General features: G+C 34.4%; 25 protein-coding genes. 3 read left to right on the forward strand and 22 right to left on the reverse strand.

Translation table 11 applies throughout. The features are described from left to right. Positions 1-201 precede the first annotated feature (201 nt). The 18 genes from ehbP to VW161_RS02640 form a co-directional block, all read right to left on the reverse strand. Positions 202-465, reverse strand: coding sequence for an energy-converting hydrogenase B subunit EhbP (ehbP, locus tag VW161_RS02555; RefSeq protein ID WP_298537006.1), 264 nt, complete (start codon positions 463-465; stop codon positions 202-204). A gap of 21 nt (positions 466-486) precedes the next feature. Continuing rightward, positions 487-1,485, reverse strand: coding sequence for a respiratory chain complex I subunit 1 family protein (locus VW161_RS02560; protein ID WP_304092689.1), 999 nt, complete (start codon positions 1,483-1,485; stop codon positions 487-489). Between the two features lie 106 nt (positions 1,486-1,591). Beyond that, positions 1,592-2,767: a hydrogenase large subunit gene (locus VW161_RS02565; RefSeq protein WP_304087916.1), complete on the reverse strand. Its 1,176-nt coding sequence runs from the start codon at positions 2,765-2,767 to the stop codon at positions 1,592-1,594. Between the two features lie 50 nt (positions 2,768-2,817). Continuing rightward, positions 2,818-3,264: an NADH-quinone oxidoreductase subunit B family protein gene (locus VW161_RS02570; RefSeq protein WP_304087914.1), complete on the reverse strand. Its 447-nt coding sequence runs from the start codon at positions 3,262-3,264 to the stop codon at positions 2,818-2,820. Then, positions 3,265-3,927 (reverse strand): 4Fe-4S binding protein, encoded by a 663-nt coding sequence (locus VW161_RS02575; RefSeq protein ID WP_304087911.1) that lies wholly within the window; start codon positions 3,925-3,927, stop codon positions 3,265-3,267. It abuts the gene before it with no gap. A gap of 13 nt (positions 3,928-3,940) precedes the next feature. After that, entirely contained in the window at positions 3,941-5,389 is a 1,449-nt protein-coding gene (locus tag VW161_RS02580) for a 4Fe-4S binding protein (protein WP_304102008.1), read from the reverse strand. A 46-nt stretch (positions 5,390-5,435) separates the two neighbouring features. After that, positions 5,436-5,711 carry an energy-converting hydrogenase B subunit J gene (locus VW161_RS02585; protein ID WP_304092691.1) on the reverse strand — a complete coding sequence of 92 codons (276 nt, stop codon included), beginning with the start codon at positions 5,709-5,711 and terminating at the stop codon, positions 5,436-5,438. Then, on the reverse strand, positions 5,708-6,220 hold the full coding sequence (locus VW161_RS02590; protein WP_304087905.1) for an MnhB domain-containing protein: 513 nt from the start codon (positions 6,218-6,220) through the stop codon (positions 5,708-5,710). Before VW161_RS02590 ends, VW161_RS02585 begins: the two co-directional genes overlap by 4 nt. After that, complete coding sequence (locus tag VW161_RS02595; RefSeq protein WP_304087903.1) at positions 6,217-6,534, reverse strand: EhbH; 318 nt, start codon at positions 6,532-6,534, stop codon at positions 6,217-6,219. The genes VW161_RS02590 and VW161_RS02595 overlap by 4 nt, the downstream gene beginning before the upstream one ends. Continuing rightward, entirely contained in the window at positions 6,527-6,862 is a 336-nt protein-coding gene (locus VW161_RS02600; protein WP_325192684.1) for an energy-converting hydrogenase B subunit G EhbG, read from the reverse strand. Before VW161_RS02600 ends, VW161_RS02595 begins: the two co-directional genes overlap by 8 nt. Continuing rightward, on the reverse strand, positions 6,862-8,343 hold the full coding sequence (gene ehbF, locus VW161_RS02605) for an energy conserving hydrogenase EhbF (RefSeq protein ID WP_304102004.1): 1,482 nt from the start codon (positions 8,341-8,343) through the stop codon (positions 6,862-6,864). The genes VW161_RS02600 and ehbF overlap by 1 nt, the downstream gene beginning before the upstream one ends. Then, entirely contained in the window at positions 8,340-8,705 is a 366-nt protein-coding gene (locus tag VW161_RS02610; protein ID WP_298536979.1) for a cation:proton antiporter subunit C, read from the reverse strand. The genes ehbF and VW161_RS02610 overlap by 4 nt, the downstream gene beginning before the upstream one ends. A 3-nt stretch (positions 8,706-8,708) precedes the next feature. Next, positions 8,709-8,942 carry a DUF4040 domain-containing protein gene (locus VW161_RS02615; RefSeq protein WP_394349909.1) on the reverse strand — a complete coding sequence of 78 codons (234 nt, stop codon included), beginning with the start codon at positions 8,940-8,942 and terminating at the stop codon, positions 8,709-8,711. Beyond that, positions 8,935-9,390, reverse strand: a complete 456-nt coding sequence (locus tag VW161_RS02620) for a cation:proton antiporter (protein ID WP_304087896.1) — start codon at positions 9,388-9,390, stop codon at positions 8,935-8,937. The genes VW161_RS02615 and VW161_RS02620 overlap by 8 nt, the downstream gene beginning before the upstream one ends. Then, positions 9,391-9,651: a monovalent cation/H+ antiporter complex subunit F gene (locus VW161_RS02625; protein WP_304087894.1), complete on the reverse strand. Its 261-nt coding sequence runs from the start codon at positions 9,649-9,651 to the stop codon at positions 9,391-9,393. 119 nt (positions 9,652-9,770) lie between these two features. Then, a complete protein-coding gene (locus VW161_RS02630) occupies positions 9,771-10,085 on the reverse strand; it encodes a Na+/H+ antiporter subunit E (protein ID WP_304092699.1) in 315 nt (104 codons plus the stop codon). A gap of 370 nt (positions 10,086-10,455) precedes the next feature. Further along, positions 10,456-11,163, reverse strand: a complete 708-nt coding sequence (locus VW161_RS02635; RefSeq protein ID WP_304087890.1) for a metal-dependent hydrolase — start codon at positions 11,161-11,163, stop codon at positions 10,456-10,458. Between the two features lie 259 nt (positions 11,164-11,422). Next, positions 11,423-12,181 (reverse strand): succinylglutamate desuccinylase/aspartoacylase family protein, encoded by a 759-nt coding sequence (locus VW161_RS02640; RefSeq protein ID WP_304102000.1) that lies wholly within the window; start codon positions 12,179-12,181, stop codon positions 11,423-11,425. A gap of 235 nt (positions 12,182-12,416) precedes the next feature. On the opposite strand from VW161_RS02640, the gene VW161_RS02645 reads away from it, so the two are divergent. Next, positions 12,417-13,592, forward strand: coding sequence for an argininosuccinate synthase (locus tag VW161_RS02645; RefSeq protein WP_292786614.1), 1,176 nt, complete (start codon positions 12,417-12,419; stop codon positions 13,590-13,592). A 395-nt stretch (positions 13,593-13,987) separates the two neighbouring features. Here VW161_RS02645 and sfsA read toward each other — a convergent pair whose 3' ends face one another. Next, positions 13,988-14,695, reverse strand: coding sequence for a DNA/RNA nuclease SfsA (sfsA, locus tag VW161_RS02650; RefSeq protein WP_304162505.1), 708 nt, complete (start codon positions 14,693-14,695; stop codon positions 13,988-13,990). Positions 14,696-14,802: 107 nt separating this feature from the next. Next, complete coding sequence (locus VW161_RS02655; protein WP_325192685.1) at positions 14,803-16,374, reverse strand: NAD(P)H-hydrate dehydratase; 1,572 nt, start codon at positions 16,372-16,374, stop codon at positions 14,803-14,805. Positions 16,375-16,570: 196 nt separating this feature from the next. Here VW161_RS02655 and VW161_RS02660 point away from each other — a divergent pair, with 196 nt between their 5' ends. Then, positions 16,571-17,701: an NAD-binding protein gene (locus tag VW161_RS02660; RefSeq protein ID WP_304087880.1), complete on the forward strand. Its 1,131-nt coding sequence runs from the start codon at positions 16,571-16,573 to the stop codon at positions 17,699-17,701. A gap of 32 nt (positions 17,702-17,733) precedes the next feature. On the opposite strand, the gene VW161_RS02665 is transcribed toward VW161_RS02660, so the two are convergent. Both VW161_RS02665 and fhcD read right to left on the reverse strand, forming a co-directional pair. Then, positions 17,734-18,306 (reverse strand): transglutaminase-like domain-containing protein, encoded by a 573-nt coding sequence (locus tag VW161_RS02665; RefSeq protein WP_304087878.1) that lies wholly within the window; start codon positions 18,304-18,306, stop codon positions 17,734-17,736. A gap of 176 nt (positions 18,307-18,482) precedes the next feature. Next, positions 18,483-19,376, reverse strand: a complete 894-nt coding sequence (fhcD, locus tag VW161_RS02670; protein WP_304092705.1) for a formylmethanofuran--tetrahydromethanopterin N-formyltransferase — start codon at positions 19,374-19,376, stop codon at positions 18,483-18,485. A 234-nt stretch (positions 19,377-19,610) separates the two neighbouring features. Between fhcD and VW161_RS02675 the strand changes: the two genes are divergently transcribed. Next, the coding region (locus tag VW161_RS02675) for a hypothetical protein (protein ID WP_325192686.1) at positions 19,611-19,963 on the forward strand (353 nt) is incomplete at its 3' end.

The following is a 19,963-nucleotide window of genomic DNA, read 5'->3' on the forward strand; positions in this document are numbered from 1 at the left end:
AAATATTCAATTATTTAAAGATTATCAAAAATCCGAAAAATTAAAGAACAATTAAAATACTTATTTCAAAAATCTGAAAACACAAGATTGTTGAAAATAGAATTATTAAAACCCTATTTTCAAAACCTAAATGCTAAAAAGGATAATTGAAGATAAAATTTTTTAAAATTTTATATGAGGAAAATATGAAGTTATCTCCAATTAATCCAATTTAGCCTTTAAGGCATCCAATTCAGCATGCGCTTTCTTATATAAGTTTAAATAGCTGTCATGTTCGCTGACAGGAATAACCTTAAGACCTAACTTTTCATACTCTTCAATGTAGGATCCATCGAATACTGGAATCTCAAACTTGATCTCTTCGGGAGTCTCATTTACAATGATCAAATCCCTGTAAGGGAAATCATATTCCACAATATATCCTCCAAGACTCATGATATGATAAGGTCTGATTACAAATTTCATATAAAATCACCACGTTAAAGTTTAGAATAATGCAATGACCATAGCCAAAGCTCCAATTGCAGAAGTCACCAATATTGTAGGATATAATTGCCTGTTGGTGAATATTGGAGAGAATGCACTGACGATTGCCATAATTACCGGAAGCAACAATGATACGATAATGCATACAATGAATTTAAGTGAGAAGAGTTCCGGTGCAACACCTAAGAACAATACACAATACATTAAACCTAAAGTGAATATCAGGAATCCTCTAGTTAAGTAAACAAATGATCTGTATTTTGAAGCAAGTTCCATATATGGCCCTTCAATTACATCAGATTTAGCCTTGATGTAGGAGAATGGGTATTCATTCAATAGAATCATGTATCCAATAAAGAACACTACAGTTCCGATAATACCTGCTAAAGTGAATAGGAACGGTCCGTTAGCTTGCTGATAAGCTACAATGTCAGCTAAGTAAATGCTTTTGGATAATGCTGCAGGTATGAATAAGGCCAAATACAATGGGAATGAACCGAAAATAATCATCCTAAGGGATCTGTTTGAACTGATGTCTTCAATGGATGATACAAGCAATCCTTGTCTTTCAGCACCTTTTGCATGGTCTGGGAACCTTAAGTTAATGCTCATTACTGATTTGGATAAGGAACCCATTAAAACATAAGCGATCTCTTCAACTTTTAAGAATCCAACAATAGCTATTAAGCTAGCGAAAGCCATGAATTGATAATTCTCAGGCATCAATGCCAAGAATACTGAAAGCACTGCAATGAAACATAAGATAGGCATTGCCTTATATAATCCTGGTGCTGGAGAGTTAGGTTTTATGTTCTCCTTAAACAGGAACTTTATTGATGCCCATAGCCCAGGACTTGTAACTGGAGGCCCGATTCTTTGTTGAATCCTTGCTTGAACATATTTCCTTTCAATTCCAGGAATCAAAACACCTATGAACAAAGCTATGATAAGTGTTAGGATAACCTCTAAAATTGAAATAAGTGATATTTCATAAGCCATTTCTCTTTCCTCATAATAATTTTTAATTAACCGTTAAACGTAAATTTGAATAATTTAATTTTAAATGAATATTGGATATCAATTTAGACCCAAATTATAATTAAATCTAATGAATATTGGATTTCAAAATTGATTTATCCAACTTGTTATTGTTTGTATCATAAACCTCTATTGCCCTATCAGAACAAGTAAAGCATGGGTCGCACTGTACAATACATAACTGACCATCAGTGATGTGGTTGTCAATGCATGCGTATTGCATAGCTCCAATATTACTCATTGAAGGAGTCCTAATTATAGAATGACGCACTCTTCCATCTTCAATTGCATAGGAGTGATACAATGTTCCCCTTGGAACTTCAATATAACTCTCAATCAAGCCTGTGTCAACCATTTCCCAAGACCTGTCAGTTATCTTTCCTTCAGGCAAGTCTCTGATAGCTTGACGAATGATCTTGATTGCTTCAAATATTTCAAAGACTCTCATAAGAAGCTGAGCTTTCACATCACATGTGTCTTGAGTAATGATATCGAAGTCAAAGTTTTCATACTCATACATATCTGTTCTCAAGTCTCTTTTAACACCGGTAGCACGTAATGTAGGACCGGTTACCGCTAACTTAAGAGCCTGTTCCTGTGGAATGTAACCTGTGCCAGTAATCCTTGACAATACGATTGAATCATTAACGAACCTTTCTGCAAAGTCTGCAACGTTCTTTTCAACCAAGTCCATTCCATCCAATATCCTGCGGATTCTATTGTCGTCCAATTCACATCTTGGCCTTACACCACCGATGATGGAACAGCCGTATTGGACACGGTTTCCTCCAATCATTCCTAAAAGGTCCATGATGGTTTCCCTAATGTAGAACACTCTCATGGAGAATGTTTCATGAGCCAAGGTTTCGCAACCGTGACCTAAGTACAACAAGTGACTGTGCAATCTTTCAAGCTCTCCAACGATTACACGAATATAAACAGCCCTATCAGGAACTTCAACTCCAAGACCCTTTTCAGCAGTTCTTACAGAGTTCCATGTATGTGAATTGGAACAGATACCACAGATCTTTTCTGTAAGCATATTTGCCTTTTCCACTGGAAGACCTTCCATAATACGCTCAATACCTCTGTGGTTTACACCAATTGTGATTTCCGCATCCTTAATGATCTCATCCTCTACGAAAAATCTAACCCTATAAGGTTCTAAAGCAGCAGGGTGAACTGTACCCATTTGAATCTCAGTTTCTATGATTTCCTGCTTTTTAGCTTTCTTTTCTTCCATTTCATCATCCCTTTAATGAATAAATAAAAATAATCTCTTAAATCCACCTATTAGTCCGCATTCAATAAATGCGGCAAAGATGCAACTACTCCTGCCAATACATCTTGAGGCCTTACAGAACATCCTGGAATCTTAGCATCAACAGGAATCACATTTTCAACAGGCCCTTCGATTTCCTCTGAAGGAATGTCTCCATAACAATTCTTATAGACACCACCCATCACTGCACAAGCGCCTGCTGCAACAACAAGCTTTGGATTTGGAATGGCATTATAGATATCCTCCAATGGCTTTCTGTTGTCATGAGTGACTGGCCCTGTAACCACGAGAATGTCCGCTTCACGAGGGTTCCATGTTAAAAAGACACCATACTGTTCCATATCGAATTTAGGAGATAAAACTGCATTTACAATTTCAATATCACAACCATTGCATCCACCAGTGTAAACCAACATGACATGGATAGCTTTTGACCTTGAAAGTGTTTTAAGACTCATCTATTCACCTCCCTCATCTTCAGAAACTTCATCTGTTTTTGCATCTGAATCCTCTTCATTCAATTCAGCGCTTCGTTGAACATCTTTCTCATACTTTTCATTAATGTTATCTTGAATGTCCTTTATCTTGGATACCTTATCAAGAGCTACACCAACATTTTCAATTTTCTCATCCTCTTGAACAATATTTTCAGAGAGCAATGACCTGTCGGACAAGTATTGTGCAATGAATGCAATCTTGTCATGGGATATCTTGATAGGTTCCTCTAAGAGTTCGCTTGTGTCAACATTGATTTCACCTACATTTCCAGGGTGAATTGTTCCTGCCTCCTCAAAGAATGAATAGATTGGGCAGAAATCGTGACACCAATAGCAAACTACACATTTTAAAGGATCAAGTTCCGGAACTTCGGTTTTCACCCATCCTTCCTTAAGCTTTACAGGGGTTTGCAAAGGTTTCATTGTAACTGCACCGGTCGGACAGACATTTGCACAACCTCCACAACCAATGCATGCTTCCTCATCGACCTTCTTGTCAGGCTCAACTGTTCCTGTCAAGATGGCATTACGAAGTTCCATATCAGTTACTCTGTCTGCAGCAAAGAGAATTCTTCTGAAATTAGTGTAAGCTCCATTAAGCATAATCTTCAATACATCTTTCATAATTATCTCTCCTCTAATTCACCCTTTCAAACTCTCTTTCGAAAATAAATGACTTAGATGGGCATATGTTCATACAAGCTCCACAGTAAATACATTTATCGTCATCGACAATGAATTTAAGATTCTTGTTCTTTGTTCCGAGATTGACTTCATCACTTGGAATGTCAACGGCATAAATCGCTTCCTCCGGACAAATGTCCTTGCATAATCCGCATTTTACACACAAGTTATCGTCAATGTAATTGAATCCACCAGAGATTTCATATTTGACGCTTGTTGTTTTTGGAATTGCATCCTTAGGACAGTGAATTGCACAGGTTTCACACATGATACATTTATCCAAGTCAACATTGATTGCCCCTCTTTGAAGGGTTATAGCATCCTCTGGACAAAGCTCAGCACATATACCACATGAAATGCAGTCATCTTTGACTTCCCCCTCCCAAGAGATTACTTGGAAACTTCTTGCCTCTTCCTTACATTCATTTACACATTTTCCACAAGATACGCAGTATCCAAAGAGCTTATTGTCTTCACTTTCTGTCAATGATGAAACAGGACAGTTGTAAATCGCTTCAAGACGTTTAGCCTTATTTTCCTCTGTATCCTCATCAAGTGAAGGGTCATATCTCAAAGCATTTTCATCTCTTATGAGTGCTGGACTGTCAAAAGTTTCCTTACACAATCCACAATTGAGGCAACTTACAATGCTTCCTTCAGCATTTGAATACAATGTGTCATCTTTAATATTACGGATAATCTTAAAGTCATCAACGCTTAATGCATCGTTTATGCAGTTTTCAACACAAGCCAAACATAAGGTACAAATGCTTTTATCGTACTCACCATCTTTCAATGCACCTGTAGGACAAACGTCTTCACATACCTTACATCCTACACAGTATCCTTCATCCTGGATAATCACTTCAATTGATCTGGTAGGACAGTAGTAAGCGCATCTTCCACATTTCACACATTTCTCGCTGTCTGTGCTGATGCAAATTCTGTCTGCTGTCTTGTCGGATTTTACAGGAAGCTTCATGCTCTCTATCTTCTTGACTCCTGCACCGAATCCAACTGTGTTTGCAACCATTTTCAATGAATTAAGCAAGACTTTCTGCTTGTCTAGAACAAGGTTATCAGTATCAACTCTTGCATTTTTAGTACAGACATCCTCACAAACACCACAGCGTGAACAGATACCTTTAACTATACCATCATCAAGATGAATGCTTTCTATAGGGCAAGTGAACTGGCAAACACCACAACCATTACATTTTGCCCTATCAACCACATATCCGCCGTATTTATTCTTAAATATAGCATGATTTGGACAAGCTTCGAAACAAGCACCACAACACATACAGCTAAAAGCCTTATTATCAACAAGGCGTATTGCTTCACTTGGACAATTTCTTATACAATCTCCTTGTCCATCACACTTATTAGTTGTTAAATACATGATTCTTCTCCTAAATAATAAGTAAGACCATTAAAAATCCCATTAACTAATGATCTCCTTTCGCTCGTCCTCCTAGTAATGCACTGCCTATCAATACACCAATGACAGCTCCCAAAAATGTGGTTGCGATTGGCACATCATTATAACCAGGGAATTGGCCTAATCCATAAGACATTAAGAGAGCACCAATTATAAGGGCTAAAATTCCACTTGCTGTAAACGTAAAGCTATTGTCAAGATTCAAATGAACCCTTGAACCTACAATGAATCCGAATATGATTGCAATGATAACCGGTCCGATTACAATATTAGCGATACTCATTCCTCTTCCTCCGCTAATTTCTTAAATTGTGAAAATGCAATTACCACTGCACTTAAACCTACAAGAACCTTGAGTCCTACTGCAATGTTTAAGTAAGGAACGATTCCTGCATGGGTTAAATCCGGATATGAGAATAATGTTGCAATAGCTTGAGGCACTTGTCCATAAAGGTTTCCACCTACATTATAAAGGTATGAACCGGTCAATGCAAGTCCTGCCAAACCAATCAATACATAAGCTAAAGCACCGATTGATTCTAAAGTTGAAATGAACCTGTGAGACAATTTCAATGGAGTGCCGTCTACACCATAAACAATAACACAGAAGATGATTGCCCCTGCAATCATAGCTCCACCTTGGAAACCTCCACCAGGAGTAATATGTCCTCCCAAAATGGTCATGATACCTAAAGCGATAATCACAATAGATATTGGAAGAGCCATAATCTTCAATATAGGACTGCTGTCCTTCTTATTCCAATTTGGAGATTTTTTTCCTTCAGCCATCATTCATCATCCCCTTCATTCATATCAGCATTTATGTTCTTGTCTAAAATCTTCCCTTTACCGAATACAAGCAATACAACAAGCACTGCAGTAACAAGAATCAGTGATTCTCCTAAAGTATCAAAAGATCTCCAATCGAATACAACCAGAGTAACCATATTTGGAGCAAGCTGTGTTCCAATGGCATTGTAAACCAAGCTTATTCCAGGTTGAATCAAGCTCTTGAATCCGTATATTGCATCGAATAATGTTGATGCAAAAATAATTGCTGCCAATGCCATAATCAATGATCTAACACTAGTAATTTTATCAGACATATTTTAACCCCCAATAAATTACTGCAACTAAAATTCCAAGAACTACAACAACATAGAATGTCATTTTTTCCAAGGAATCTGATTGCTCGGATTTTATCTTTCCTGCAAGAGGCATGTTTGTAAAGAATAAAACTGCAACTAAAAGCACTACAACAATTGAGGCAACTACACTGACATGCCTTAGGAATAATGCTGCAAGAATCAATGAAACGAATATCAGGAATTCAGCAGCTATTGCACCTGAAACATTATCCATAGTTGTAGGGTCTTTAGATAAACTTGACTTAAGTCCTTTTATTGAATCTAGGAATTTTTGATATAAAGCCATCAGATCAATCCTCCTGCAAATGGAATGAATACATCAGTTACTATATTTGGGAAAATACCTAAAGCCAAACAGATTATAAGCAATACAGCTACGGAGAAAACGGTAGCCTTTGGAATCTTGTCATGAGCAAACTTCAAGTCATTTGGCTTAGGCTGCAAGTATACTGTATGGAACGCCTTAACGAATGTGAAGAATATCACTACACTTACAATGATTGCAAGAACTGCAAGTTCAGTGTATCCTGCATCCAATGCAGCTTGCACAAGCATCAATTTACTTTGGAAACCATTGAATGGTGGAACACCAGCTAAAGCGAATCCTCCAAGCAATACCATTATTGCCATTTTTGAATCAACGGCAATCAATCCACCTAACTTTCTTGTATCGGATGTTTTTGTAAGGTAGTACACAGTACCGAATCCGATAAATAACAATGCAGTTATGACAATTTCGTTTGCTGCCTGGAACAATGCCGCTGCGATTGAATATTGTGTTCCTATACCAAAACCTAATGCAATGAAACCAAGTTCCCCTACTGCAAGGAATGCTATCATTCTTCTAAAGTCTACCTCCATTGCAGACATTGCAATGCTTAAAGCCATTGCAAGAATAGCAAATACGATTATTGCTGTATTGAAGTAAGGGATATATACGAATATCTTATACATTGCAATTCCAAATGCAAGCATGCACAATACTGAAAATCCTTGTAATATTGCAGATCCGTTAGGTCTTGCTTTTGAGTAAACAGCGGATTTTATAGTGTGGAATGGAGGCAATCCTGCTGAATATAACCATCCAAACAATATCAATGCAAAACCAATCACCAAGCTTGGAGCATAAGGGTTTACATAGTTGTTGCTTATTGCAAAGATAATATCGTTGATGTTTACTGAACCGACTGTACCAAGTATGAATCCAATACCTAACAATAGCATTGGTCCGCCTATTGCACCTAAAATAAGGTATTTCAAAGCGATTTCATAATTGTCTTCAGTGCTTGAAGCTATAATGATACCCACTTGGGTTAAAGCTGTAATTTCAAAGAAAACATACATATTGAAAATATCATTTGAAAGCATCAATGCGGTTACAGACGCTATACCCATAAAGATAAGGTATAAGTAAGGGCCAGACACTTCCTTTTTCTCAGAGAAGTATGTCAATACTGCCAAGAATGCAACGATGCCCATCAGGAATATGAAAATCCTTTCAATATTTTCAAAGACATAAACAATACCCGTATTGTAGCTTGCCACAAGAGTGCCAACCAAGTTTGATGGAAGTGAGTTTGCAAGAAGTGCTGGATCGTGACCTCCGAAGTATTGGATGCCGACAGCTGCAATGATTGCAATTACAGGAATTGCAATAGCCACTACAATTGAAATGGCCTTTACGGTTTTGTCCTTTCCACCAAATATGTTAACGATTAAAGCAGCTAATATTGGAATGACAACCATTAAAGGAATTAGATAATTCATTTTTCATCCCCCATCATTTCAGATACGCTTAAGGTTCCATGCTTTCTGTATAAAACCATAGCTAAAGCCAACATCACTGCTAAAGTACTTGCACCAATTACAATACTTGTAAGAACTAATGCTTGAGGCAAAGGATATGCTGCATTTGCTGCAAACCAGTCTGCAGTCATGCCTGGCAAGAAGATAGGCACGACTCCACCTGCTTTAAATCCTAAGCAGATCAGGAATAGGTTTACACCTTCCTCAATAAAAGCAATACCAATGATTTTCTTAATAAGATTATCAATGAAGATTGCTGCAAATAGTCCAATAATTATAAATGCGCCAGAAGCGAATAAAGAAGCCAATTGAATATCCATCATAAACTATGCCTCCTCCCTTCTAGTTTTTAAAACAGCCAATGCGATAAATACTGGCACAATAGCCCCTTCTACAATAGCTTGAGTTAAAGCTACATCAGGAGCAAGCAAGATCTGGAATAAGAACGCTACACAAAAACCAGAAATGCCAGTTAAAATAGCTGCCTTAAGCAAGTCATTTTGTAAAAGTGCGATAATAGCGCTTAAAACTGCAACAAAAATAACTATATATTCAATCATTGCCATCATCCTCACTTTTTTCATCTAAATTCTCATCAATACTTGAATCATCACTCATATCCAAATTATCTTCAAGAAGAACTTCATCAACCAAATCGGTTTCATCTTCATCTTCTTCCTCAGCAGAAGTTTCCTCAAGATTTGGATTAAGTACTGGATTATTAAGAGTATCTTCACTATGGAAATAAGCATTAGCTAATGCATGAGCCAATAATGGCGCTAGGAATAAATAAATAAGGGCAAATAAAGGTTGACCTAAAGCAAGGAATGCAATTATTCCTGCAATATCAACAATACCTAAAATATGAATTCTAGCGTAGACTACATTATCTAAGTTTCTATCAATTCTTAAAACACCTACTACTGCAATCAATATCAGAAGTGCAGAAATGACAAGCAAGATTGATTGAATCATATTGATTATACCAGGATCAATTCCAAACATCATTTATGCCCTCCTCATAACTGCTGCATAAGCTATTGTTCCAACAATACCTAATAGAAGCAATGCTAGAGCAATATCCTTGAAAAATCCTATATTAAATATTGTACCGACTGTTATAAGTAGCAAAGTAAGTGCTAAAGTAAATGAAGAAGTACCTATAAGTCCCATAGATGTAGATTTATATGTAATAATCCTCAATGTTGCAATTAGAAATACAATCAATGCAACTATTAAAAAACACTCAGAAATCAATAAAATATCCATTATCATCACATTCTATGATTATAAATTTACACAATAAACATAAGTTGAAAATTAAATCGCTTATTATCAATTTTATCATTTTAGAAATTAGAATTAATTATCAAAATGATTTTTAGAAATTATTCTAGCATTCCCTTTATGTAAGGTTCAAAAGGAATGATATCATTAACGTCTCTTGGAGCAATAACTGCAACCTTTATGACTTGATTTTCACTATCCAAATCTACAGACAATGTTCCAGGAGTCAAGGTAATGCTGTTGGCCAAAATTGTTTGGGATATTGGTCTTTTAAGTTCAGTATCAATATCAATCACAATAGGCTCAAACCCATCAGTCTTGAAGACTCTTAAAGCCATATCTATTGTAGATTTGATAATCTCTAAAGTAAGAACCACTAAATAAGCAATCGCATAATAAATTCTACTTAAAAACATTAAAATAACCCCATAATGTTTTAAATCTTAATAATATTTACAATAAATCAAAAATTTGCAGAAAATGAGTTAAAATTTTTTAACCAATCATAACAAATCATGATAAATTATCATAAATATTCATGACACTTTCATGACAAAATCCTGCGCAGAAAAATATGCAATAAAAGCACCATATAAATTATATATAATGATAGTAAAAAAATTAATTTTTTTATTATATTATAAATACTATTATTTATCATGATTATTTATTATAAATCTTTTTATAATTTTCATGAAAATTTACTGCTAAACAGAAATAGTAATACTAAGTATAAAAAAAATATTAAAAAATAAGTGAAAATTGATAGGGAATTTTTTAAAAAAATCAATGAAAAATACCTAAAAAATTAAGGTAAAACAATAGCTTGTTAGGAAACAGCAAAATAAACATCATTATTAAAATCAAAAACAATAAAACACCAAATTTCTTATGATATTCCTTATCTCTAAATGGGCTGAATGCCTTAACTCCAGAAGGAGTGAAAGAGTCCAATACAATATGGCTGCATAATCCAAAAAATATTGAAAATGCAAGCAATGTCAAGTTGATTTTCAATGGAGAAATGAATCCCATATTTACTGACACCACCAAAATGGCAATTGCCACTAAAAATATAGGAGATAACCTTTTATTGAGAAACAGCAACGCCAATGCAATTATCAATATCAATAATATCATCAGGTTCCTTGAATTGTTTAAATCCAAATCATAGGAAGACAATCCCATTCCAAAAAAGAGAAACAGTGATAGGAAAACAGTTATGAGAAATGCGCCTAAAATAGAATGGGTAAATCCTCTATGGCTTGAAACCAAGAACATGCCTCCAAGCAAAATAATCACAAGGCCTAGATAATAAGGCAATCCCAGAAAATACAGAAACAATGAAATCAATGCTCCAAGAGCTATGATTGTTATAACATGATTCCTTTTGAACTCATGGTCGAAGTCTGGAATATTTGCTGAGATTACCGCTAATGCAATAGCCAAAGGATCATAAAACATGAATAGAGAAAGAATAAATGCAAATATCATATGGCCTTTATAAGAGGAAATACTAACACATCCTATTTAAATTAACATACTCTAGAACACTCCATAAGTATGTTTATTAGATATTTGATTTTAAGATAATATAAACTAAATGAGAGCATTTGAGAAGTAATAATTATAGAAATAGTTTACCATTGAAAAAAAAGTAGATATATAAAAATTAGATTAGACATATTAAAATAGAGAATCTGTGAAAATTAGATTAGATATATTAAAATAGAGGATCTGTGAAAATTAGAATTCAAATAAAATAGTCAATCATTCCAAAGTATTCTAAAAATGCCTTCATCTGCAAGTAAGACCTTTTGCAGATTTTCTCATTTGAATATCCAATAGCTGATAAAACCTCACAGGTTATTGCAGGAATCTGAATCAAATTCGCTTCATCTTCAAGAGCCCCTTTAAATGGAACACCTGCACTTGGATATAATATCTTTTCAGAACCCACCTTTTCGGAAATATGCTCAGCTATGAAATAGCTTTTGGAGCAAGGGACTTTTGTGCAAAAGATTCCCTCTTTTCCAGGATTGGAATTAGGTGCAGATGAATGGAAATCACCTATAGCAGAAACTTCAAGATCCTTAGCCTTTTTTAGAATGATATTTGTAACGGTATGAGGCAAATGAGCAGACCTATTCAAATCCATACCATCAAGATACCTTGAATTTTCCATAGTGCTCTTTGGAGATGCAAATGGTATGGCATAAACAGTACCCTTAAGCTTTCCATTTAAATCCAAATCATAAATATAATCTATTAAGTTCAAGGCAGCAATCTGTGGAGCCAGTTCATTTCCATGAACCCCTGCAACAAGCATGACTTTAGTGGGCCCATCTCCAATCTTAAGCATAGGAGTTCCCTTAATGGCTTGATTTAAAATAAATTTAGAATTGCCGGACAAATCAATGTTGTTGAATATGTTTCTGTTAGCGGATATGAATCCTCCGCTTTGGGAAGAAATAATCTCCAATTCCAAATCGTTTCTATTTAATTCATTCATCAAATCGCCTTTTTAAAAAAGAATTTACAATTAGTTTTATCTTTAAAAATAAGTATTCTGAATCAATAAATTATTTATTTTTTATTTTATTTAAACTTAAAAACTATATATTATAAAAAACAAAAGTTAAAGTATAATTTAAACTTAAATTATAATGAATTACATATTAGTTATGAAATTTGAAAATAAATTTTAAATAAATTTAATTTAATTTACTAAATAAAAAAGTGATAATATGGAAAAAGTCGTTCTTGCATTCAGTGGAGGATTAGACACCACTGTATGTGTTAAATTATTAGAAGAAGAATATAATTATGAAGTAGTGACTGCATGTGTTGATGTTGGCCAACCTGCAGAAGAATTGCAAAAATCCCAAAATTCTGCAGACAAAATCAATACCGGCAAACACTATATCATTGATGCAAAAGATGAATTTGCTAATGAATACATTGCAAGAGGAATCAAGGCAAATGCAGAATATGAAGGATACCCATTAAGCACTGCACTTGCAAGACCTTTAATTGCAATGAAAATCATTGAAATTGCTGAAAAAGAAGGTGCAACTGCAATTGCACACGGATGTACCGGTAAAGGAAATGACCAATTCAGATTTGAAGCTATCATCAGATCAATGTCTGACTTTAAAATCATTGCTCCAATTAGAGAAATGAACTTAACAAGAACTGAAGAAGTGGCTTATGCAAAAGAGCACGGCCTTAACTTATCCTATGATAAAATCTACAGTATTGATGAAAACCTTTGGGGAAGAGCTATTGAAGGGGATGTACTTGAAGACCCTGCAAATGAGCCACCTGAAGAAATCTATGAATGGACCAAATCTGCTGAAGACGCTAAAGACACCCCTACAAAAGTAAGCATTGAATTTGAAGAAGGTGTCCCAGTAGCTATCAACGGAGAAATGATGGGACTTGTAGACCTTATTAACAAGGCAAATGAAATTGCTGGTGAAAATGGTGTAGGTAGAGTAGACATCATCGAAAACAGAATGATTGGTCTTAAAAGTAGAGAAACCTATGAAGTTCCGGGTGCTAAATTATTGATTGCTGCTCACAAGGCTTTAGAGCAATTGGTATTGACTGTAGATGAATTAAGATTTGCAGATTACATGAGCACATTATATGCTGATTTAGTTTACGAAGCATTATGGCAAGAGCCTTTAAGAGAAGACCTCGATCAAGCTTTCGACCATATGCAAAGAAGAGTTAGCGGAGAGGTTGTAATGAAATTATTCAAAGGTTCCATTCAGCCATTAAGCAGAAAATCACCTTTCAGCTTACACAGCATTGAACAAATCACCTTTGAAGATAAGGAAACCGACCAAAGAGAAATCGAAGGTATGATCAAGTACCACGGTCTCCAAGCTGCTAACTATCAAAAATTAAATAGATAACTTATTTATCTATTTTCTTATTTATTTTTTTAGAGTTTTTTAAAGACTTAACCTATAAAAGTGATATTTTTAATTTATAAATAAAAATAAGCTATTTTTTTAAATATCTAAAATAAATTAAATAAATTTATGAAATAATATATCCTTTATAAATTTTTCAATGAAAATTAAACAGATGAAAATCAGCATTATGCAAAAACTTTATAAATAAAAAAAAATAAATATTTATCCGAGAATAATATGTACTCAATTACATATCACCCCCTTTACATATGTTTTTTTTAAAAATTAAACCTTTGCATATTATTCTCACTTTTTATTAAACTATTTTTCGTTATTTTTAAATTTAAAGCAAAATTAGCGATTTTTATATTAAGAGGTTTGTCAAACCAAGTTTATTTTTCTAAATTAAAGTTTATTGAATTTCCGACCAACTCTATTTTTTCCAAGGTGTTTTCCGTTTTATAGACAAGAATTTCCACACCTTCATGGTATGCCTTTTTCAAAGTTTGAGAAAATTCTGGATCATTTTCCCAATTAGGCCTAAAGCTGTTTCCGTTTGGATGCTCAATCAAGAAAAATACAACTGAACGAATCCCTTCTTTTTTAAGTGAAATAAGCTCTTCCAAGTGTTTTCTGCCTCTTTCAGTAGGAGCATCGGGAAACTGTGCAATTCCATCTTTAATTAAGGTAACTGATTTTACCTCAACATAGGCCTCATCAACTGGATTGTTATCATCATCCAAATTAGCCAAATAGATGTCAATTCTTGAATTGCCGATAGTCTTTTCAGATTCGACAATATCATATCCTAACAATTCCCTGACTTTACCATTCAAGATGGCATCGATGACAATCTTACTAGCCTGTTGAGAATACATGGCAACAAGTGCACCATTGTTTTCAATCAAATGAAGAGAATACTTTGTCTTTCTGTTTGGATTATCGCTTGGCTTAAGATAAACAGTTACGCCATCGATCAATAGCTCCTTGCATCTGCCTGTATTAGGCAAGTGAGCCCTGACCATTTCTCCATCAATTTCCACTTCAGCGATGAATCTATTCGCCCTATTCCTAAAAATAGCCTTTACTAAATCAGTCATTTAATCACTTAATTAAAATATAAAAATAATATAAAAATAAGAAATTAAAAATAAAAATGAATAATCCCTTATTAAAAATCACAAGATAAAATAAATATCTGATTTAATTATTCAATTAAACCACTCATCACTGCTCCCAAATACTGTGTCAAGTCTTGAGCTCCAAAACCATATCCTTGAGCTGCATAAGCCAAATCTCCAGCTTTTCCATTAAGATATGGGGCAAGTAGCGCTGCATCAAAACTGCTTAATCCTTGAGAGAGTAAGCTTAAGGCAATTCCTGCCAATGCATCTCCAGTTCCACCAACAGTCATTCCAGGATTTCCAGTTCTGTTGATTTTCATTCTCTTTCCATTAAATATGAAATCATATTTTCCTTTCAATATAACGGAACCATCAATACTTTTTGTAATCTTATGAATGGCATCGATTTTATCGTTGACTTTTCTAAAATCAAGATTCTCATTGTCTTCCAATTTGACAAATTTCTCAAGATTATTCAAATCCTCTTTTGAAGCGTTTTTAAAGAATGACTTGAATTCAGACAAATGAGGTGTGACAATCAAGTCCTCCTTTTTGGAAACAAGACTTAAATCAACTAATTTCAATGCATCTGCATCCAATACCAATGGCTTGTCAATCTTCATTGCCAATACATTGAATAGCTTGCCTGTTTCCTCATTTTGACTTGAACCTGGACCTAATAACACTGCATCAGCTTTTGAGGCAAGTTCCAAAATGTCCTCCAAATCATCCAAAGACAGGCAATCACCTTTTGCCTCTTTTACAATAAAGTCTTCAGATATTGCCTTTATGGCAAGAGCAGCGTTTTGAGGAGTGCAAATATAAGTCAAATCTGCACCTGTTGCAATAGCGGCCTTAGCTGAAATTGCAGGTGCACCATAATAATCCTTGCTTCCTCCAACAATCAAGACCTTGCCGTTATTGCCTTTGTGGGAGTCTTTAGACCGGTTCTTTAATCTGAGCAAGTCTCCACCTTCAACAAATAATTCAGCTTCAATAGGAATTCCAATATCACAGGTGATTACTCCCCCTGTCTTTTCCTCACCAGCCAATTTGACTCCAGTCTTTATTTTATGGAAGCTTACAGTATAATCCGCTTCAACAGCAATGTCTGATATTTCTCCAGTCAATGGATCTAAACCTGAAGGAACATCAATAGCCACTTTCAAGCCATCTATTTCATTAATGAGTTCAACGGTTTTTCTTACCTTTGTTCTAAGTTTACCTTTGATTCCAGTTCCAAGAAGACAATCAAGAACAATATATTCACTGTTTGAGTCAAAATCAAGATTGTCCAAATCAGTAGAATCACTAATGAAATCAACAGATAATCGTGAAACTCTTGGCTCCATATTCATGAGAATTTCGAGGTTTGTGAGCGCATCATCAGACTTAATCTCTTCTAGAGCATTCAAGCAGTAGACTTCCACTTCAAAGCCCCTGTTCAATAAATGTCTTGCTGCTACAAAACCGTCTCCACCGTTTCCTCCAGAACCTGTAAATATTAGTATCCTAACAGGTTTTGAAAACTTGAAAGTAGAAAGGGTAGCTACCTCATCAGATATTGATTTTCCTGCATTTTCCATTAAGCACAAGCGAGAAAGCCCTAAATACTCACAATTATAATCTGTTGTAATCATGTCAATCGGATCCATTGTTTCACCTTAATCAATTTAAATAAAATTTTTATAGATTCACAAGCATATAAAAATTACATAAACATTATATTATATAATCAATCTAATAATTAAATATAAGGACAATAATTGAAAAATATTAACCAATGCTGAAAATTAAAAATTTAGAACTTTCTTAAGAAATTAAAAACGGAACCTGAAATGAGGAGTAATGATGAAGGGCATAAAAATCACATATAATTATTCTACAAAAGACAGGACAGGAATTTATGCAGTGCTCATTATTTTTATTATATTAATATATGGGATTTTAGGGTCCATTTACATTATGGGATTGGACATATACGATTCAATATATTACACTATAATAACCCTTGCTACAGTGGGATATGGGGACATTATCCCAATAACTCCATTGCAAAAGATCTTTTCTGTCACATTAGCACTATCAGGAGTCGGGGTTCTAGCCTATATCGTTACATTTATCATTAATTCAGTTACACAAAACCTTCAAGATATGAGGAGTGGAAGAATTATGGAAAGGAAATTATCAGATATGAAAAATCACTATATATTATGTGGATTTGGAAGAGTAGGTGCTGCAGTTTGCGAGGAATTAATGAAAAGAAACCAGAAAGTAATTATTATTGAAAAAAATGAAAAGAGATTAGAAGATTTAGAAGAAAATGAAAATGTAATCTTGCTTAATGCAAATGCCACTGAAGATAAGACTCTTAAAAAAGTCAATATTGACAAATCATTAGGCGTGATAGTTGCAACTGGAAGTGATGTTGATAATCTTTTTATCGTCCTTACAACAAGGGAATTATATAATGATGCATGGATTGTTTCAAGGGCAAGCAAAAAGGAAAGCATTAAAAGATTAAAGCATGCCGGTGCAAATAAGGTTATATCTCCTGAAGCAAGTGGCGGAACTGACATTTACTTCGCTTCTGTACAGCCTAATCTAGTCCATATTACCGAAAAACATGGTGTTGAAATCATAGGAAAAGAATTGGAAATCCTTAGAAAATACAATTGCCATCTTGAAAATATTGAATATCATTTCCATGGAATCAAGACTCCCGTTTCAAGAACAATTGGCGTTTTGGACAAAAGTGAAGAGGACGCCTTCATTGAAAGAATCAATTCCGACAAAAATGTTAGAGAATCCTTGGAAACTATTTACAGCACTGTAAATGAAGTTCATTCCCATTTGGTGTCCGGACCTGACCAATTCTTTTTAAATATGGCTATTAAAGAGCTTGAAAATGAGGGAATTGTTTTGGGAGTTAATTTAAGCTTTGATGAAATAAATGAGTTTACTAAACAATTTAAAGAGTAAACTCTTAACTCCTTTTTTATAATCTCAATGAATTAAAACTCAAAATCTATTTTCATTTCCATTAGATTTTCAGTTTCTTCAAGTTTATTAACTAGTCTTTCATCCAAATCAGGATTGTTGTCATTATAATCGATTTCTCCAAATTCACTTCTAGGTGAGAAAGCCAAGTAATCTTTTTCTAAACTAAACTTATCACCATCATTTCCGACATTTCCACGAGCATCAAGTCTAATCCACTTACTTGAATCTTCATTATAAACAGTATTCAAAGCATGGACAATATAGCCTAAACTGTCATCTTCAGCTATTGTAAGGAGTTGATAACTGATTCCTGATGGAATTCCATTTGCTCTAAGAAGTGCTGCAAGAAGACATGATTTTGCCCAGCATATCCCTGTCTCATTTATTAATGCATCACTGGCTGTCCTTGAAACTATATCTGTTTGTATATCCCAAGAGTGTGGAATTTCATCTCTGACAAAGAGATAAGCCCTTCTAATATAATCTGCATCATCACATGATCGATCTTTTAATTCCTGAACCTTTTCTTGAATATGTGGATTCATATAATCAATGCTTTTTGTCTCCAGCAAATATTCCTTCATTCAGACCATTCCTCTACTCAATAAATTGTAAGCAATTTCAAAAATTTGTTAAAAAATAGATAAAGAGATAATAATAAAAAAAGAAAAAGAGTTGAGATAATAAAATTATCTCAAAATATTAATACACCATCTTAAGTTAATGTACTAATTGAATTAAATTTTAATTAATTACAGAATTATTCGAATAATTCGTGTAATTTCATGATGTAAGCACCTAACTTACCATCGAAGTTACCTGCACTAATTTCGAGTACACCATCAACGGTACAAGCTGCCATAATACCCGCTTTCATAGCTGCTTTTACAGACTCTTCATCTACACCATCAATAACGATTTCAAATACACCGTCAGCATCAGCTCTGATGTCAGAGTCTACTTGGTCTTTTAAGGTTACACACATTTTTTCGTTAGTGGATGCGTTTAAGAATTTGGAATATTTGTTGGATCCTACTTTGGAACCGGAAGCAACCATACCACCAGGGAACGGGGTAATAGTACCAGGTACATGGGAAATTGCTTTTACAGCTAATTGGGCTGCTTTTACTCCAGCCATTACATCTTTAGCTAAAATGAAGAAGTTTCCTCCAGCTACACCATCTTTGTAACCGAATTCGGATTCCACTAAGAAGTCACCAGACATGATTGGAATGGAGTGTACTTTTCTGCCGTCAATGCAGCATTCTTTTTCGAAACCGTCACCGAAGAATTTGAGTTTGTTACCGGTTTTTAAGGTTTCTTCAGATTCAAGTAAGTTGAATGCCGCTGCAGTAGGAGCGGTTAATACACACATACCGATTCTTTCCATTAATTCGTGGTCGAGTGCTTTTTTACCACCTTGACAAATCATGATTGCGTAACCAGGCCTTCCGTCAGGAGTGCATTCAGCTGGTACAAAACAGTCAATACCTGCTTCAGCAGGACATCCAATTACAGAAGTTCCGTAACCAGTTGCTTCAGTTGCTGCGATTTTTGCAAGTCTTGGAGTTGCTGCAGTTACTAAAATTCTAGTTACTTTAATTCCGAAACCTTCTGCGTAAGTATCTTTAATTTCTACACCGTTAATTTCCATTTTTTCACCATTTAAATATTTAAATATCGAAAATTAGAATAAATTAAAATCTCGAGATTAATTTAAAAAAATTAAAGTTATCTAATTTATACTAATAATTAATTATATATTAATTCATTAAAATAAAGTTTCCTATTTGATTGTAAACATTCTTAGATAAAAAGTAAACTTTATTTAAAATATTTTCTAATATATTATTAATTATAATGTTAAAACTAAAATTAAGGTGTCTAAATGGAAAAACAAAGCTATTATTTTTTAATTCTGCTAATTGGTTTTGCAATATGCATTGGCATCTTTTGGTTCCAATTCAACAATGACGTGACTACTTTCATGATAGTGAACGCCACAGAAATTGAGGAAGGAGAATCATTTAAAGGTGCATTGATTGATTCCTATGGCCAAGCTGTAAAGAATAAAACAATTACATATCATAAGCCAGGATATCAAATGGGAACATTAGTAACTACACAAACGGATGAAAACGGTGAATTCTTTATAGAAAATGCAGAATATCTGCAGGATGCCCCTAATGAAAACTGGTATGGTGATTTTACTTATGCCGGTGATGGCAAATATCAAGGATG

Source organism: Methanobrevibacter ruminantium, from assembly GCF_016294135.1.
In the GTDB taxonomy this organism is placed as follows: Archaea; Methanobacteriota; Methanobacteria; order Methanobacteriales; family Methanobacteriaceae; genus Methanobrevibacter; species Methanobrevibacter ruminantium_A.

Bases quoted from the DNA above. Each gene is read 5' to 3' on its own strand.
- VW161_RS02615 (WP_394349909.1), bottom strand. From the start codon at position 8,942: ATGATTGAATATATAGTTATTTTTGTTGCAGTTTTAAGCGCTATTATC.
- VW161_RS02640 (WP_304102000.1), bottom strand. From the start codon at position 12,181: ATGAATGAATTAAATAGAAACGATTTGGAATTGGAGATTATTTCTTCC.
- VW161_RS02580 (WP_304102008.1), bottom strand. From the start codon at position 5,389: ATGTATTTAACAACTAATAAGTGTGATGGACAAGGAGATTGTATAAGA.
- VW161_RS02625 (WP_304087894.1), bottom strand. From the start codon at position 9,651: ATGGATATTTTATTGATTTCTGAGTGTTTTTTAATAGTTGCATTGATT.
- VW161_RS02620 (WP_304087896.1), bottom strand. From the start codon at position 9,390: ATGATGTTTGGAATTGATCCTGGTATAATCAATATGATTCAATCAATC.
- VW161_RS02575 (WP_304087911.1), bottom strand. From the start codon at position 3,927: ATGAAAGATGTATTGAAGATTATGCTTAATGGAGCTTACACTAATTTC.
- VW161_RS02585 (WP_304092691.1), bottom strand. From the start codon at position 5,711: ATGAGTATCGCTAATATTGTAATCGGACCGGTTATCATTGCAATCATA.
- ehbP (WP_298537006.1), bottom strand. From the start codon at position 465: ATGAAATTTGTAATCAGACCTTATCATATCATGAGTCTTGGAGGATAT.
- VW161_RS02600 (WP_325192684.1), bottom strand. From the start codon at position 6,862: ATGGCTTTATATCAAAAATTCCTAGATTCAATAAAAGGACTTAAGTCA.
- VW161_RS02645 (WP_292786614.1), top strand. From the start codon at position 12,417: ATGGAAAAAGTCGTTCTTGCATTCAGTGGAGGATTAGACACCACTGTA.
- VW161_RS02655 (WP_325192685.1), bottom strand. From the start codon at position 16,374: ATGGATCCGATTGACATGATTACAACAGATTATAATTGTGAGTATTTA.
- fhcD (WP_304092705.1), bottom strand. From the start codon at position 19,376: ATGGAAATTAACGGTGTAGAAATTAAAGATACTTACGCAGAAGGTTTC.
- VW161_RS02635 (WP_304087890.1), bottom strand. From the start codon at position 11,163: ATGATATTTGCATTTATTCTTTCTCTATTCATGTTTTATGATCCTTTG.
- sfsA (WP_304162505.1), bottom strand. From the start codon at position 14,695: ATGACTGATTTAGTAAAGGCTATTTTTAGGAATAGGGCGAATAGATTC.
- VW161_RS02590 (WP_304087905.1), bottom strand. From the start codon at position 6,220: ATGATGGCTGAAGGAAAAAAATCTCCAAATTGGAATAAGAAGGACAGC.
- VW161_RS02610 (WP_298536979.1), bottom strand. From the start codon at position 8,705: ATGATGGATATTCAATTGGCTTCTTTATTCGCTTCTGGCGCATTTATA.
- VW161_RS02660 (WP_304087880.1), top strand. From the start codon at position 16,571: ATGAAGGGCATAAAAATCACATATAATTATTCTACAAAAGACAGGACA.
- VW161_RS02560 (WP_304092689.1), bottom strand. From the start codon at position 1,485: ATGGCTTATGAAATATCACTTATTTCAATTTTAGAGGTTATCCTAACA.
- ehbF (WP_304102004.1), bottom strand. From the start codon at position 8,343: ATGAATTATCTAATTCCTTTAATGGTTGTCATTCCAATATTAGCTGCT.
- VW161_RS02565 (WP_304087916.1), bottom strand. From the start codon at position 2,767: ATGGAAGAAAAGAAAGCTAAAAAGCAGGAAATCATAGAAACTGAGATT.
- VW161_RS02630 (WP_304092699.1), bottom strand. From the start codon at position 10,085: ATGTTTTTAAGTAGAATTTATTATGCGATTGCTTATTTAGTGGTTCTT.
- VW161_RS02595 (WP_304087903.1), bottom strand. From the start codon at position 6,534: ATGTCTGATAAAATTACTAGTGTTAGATCATTGATTATGGCATTGGCA.
- VW161_RS02570 (WP_304087914.1), bottom strand. From the start codon at position 3,264: ATGAGTCTTAAAACACTTTCAAGGTCAAAAGCTATCCATGTCATGTTG.
- VW161_RS02665 (WP_304087878.1), bottom strand. From the start codon at position 18,306: ATGAAGGAATATTTGCTGGAGACAAAAAGCATTGATTATATGAATCCA.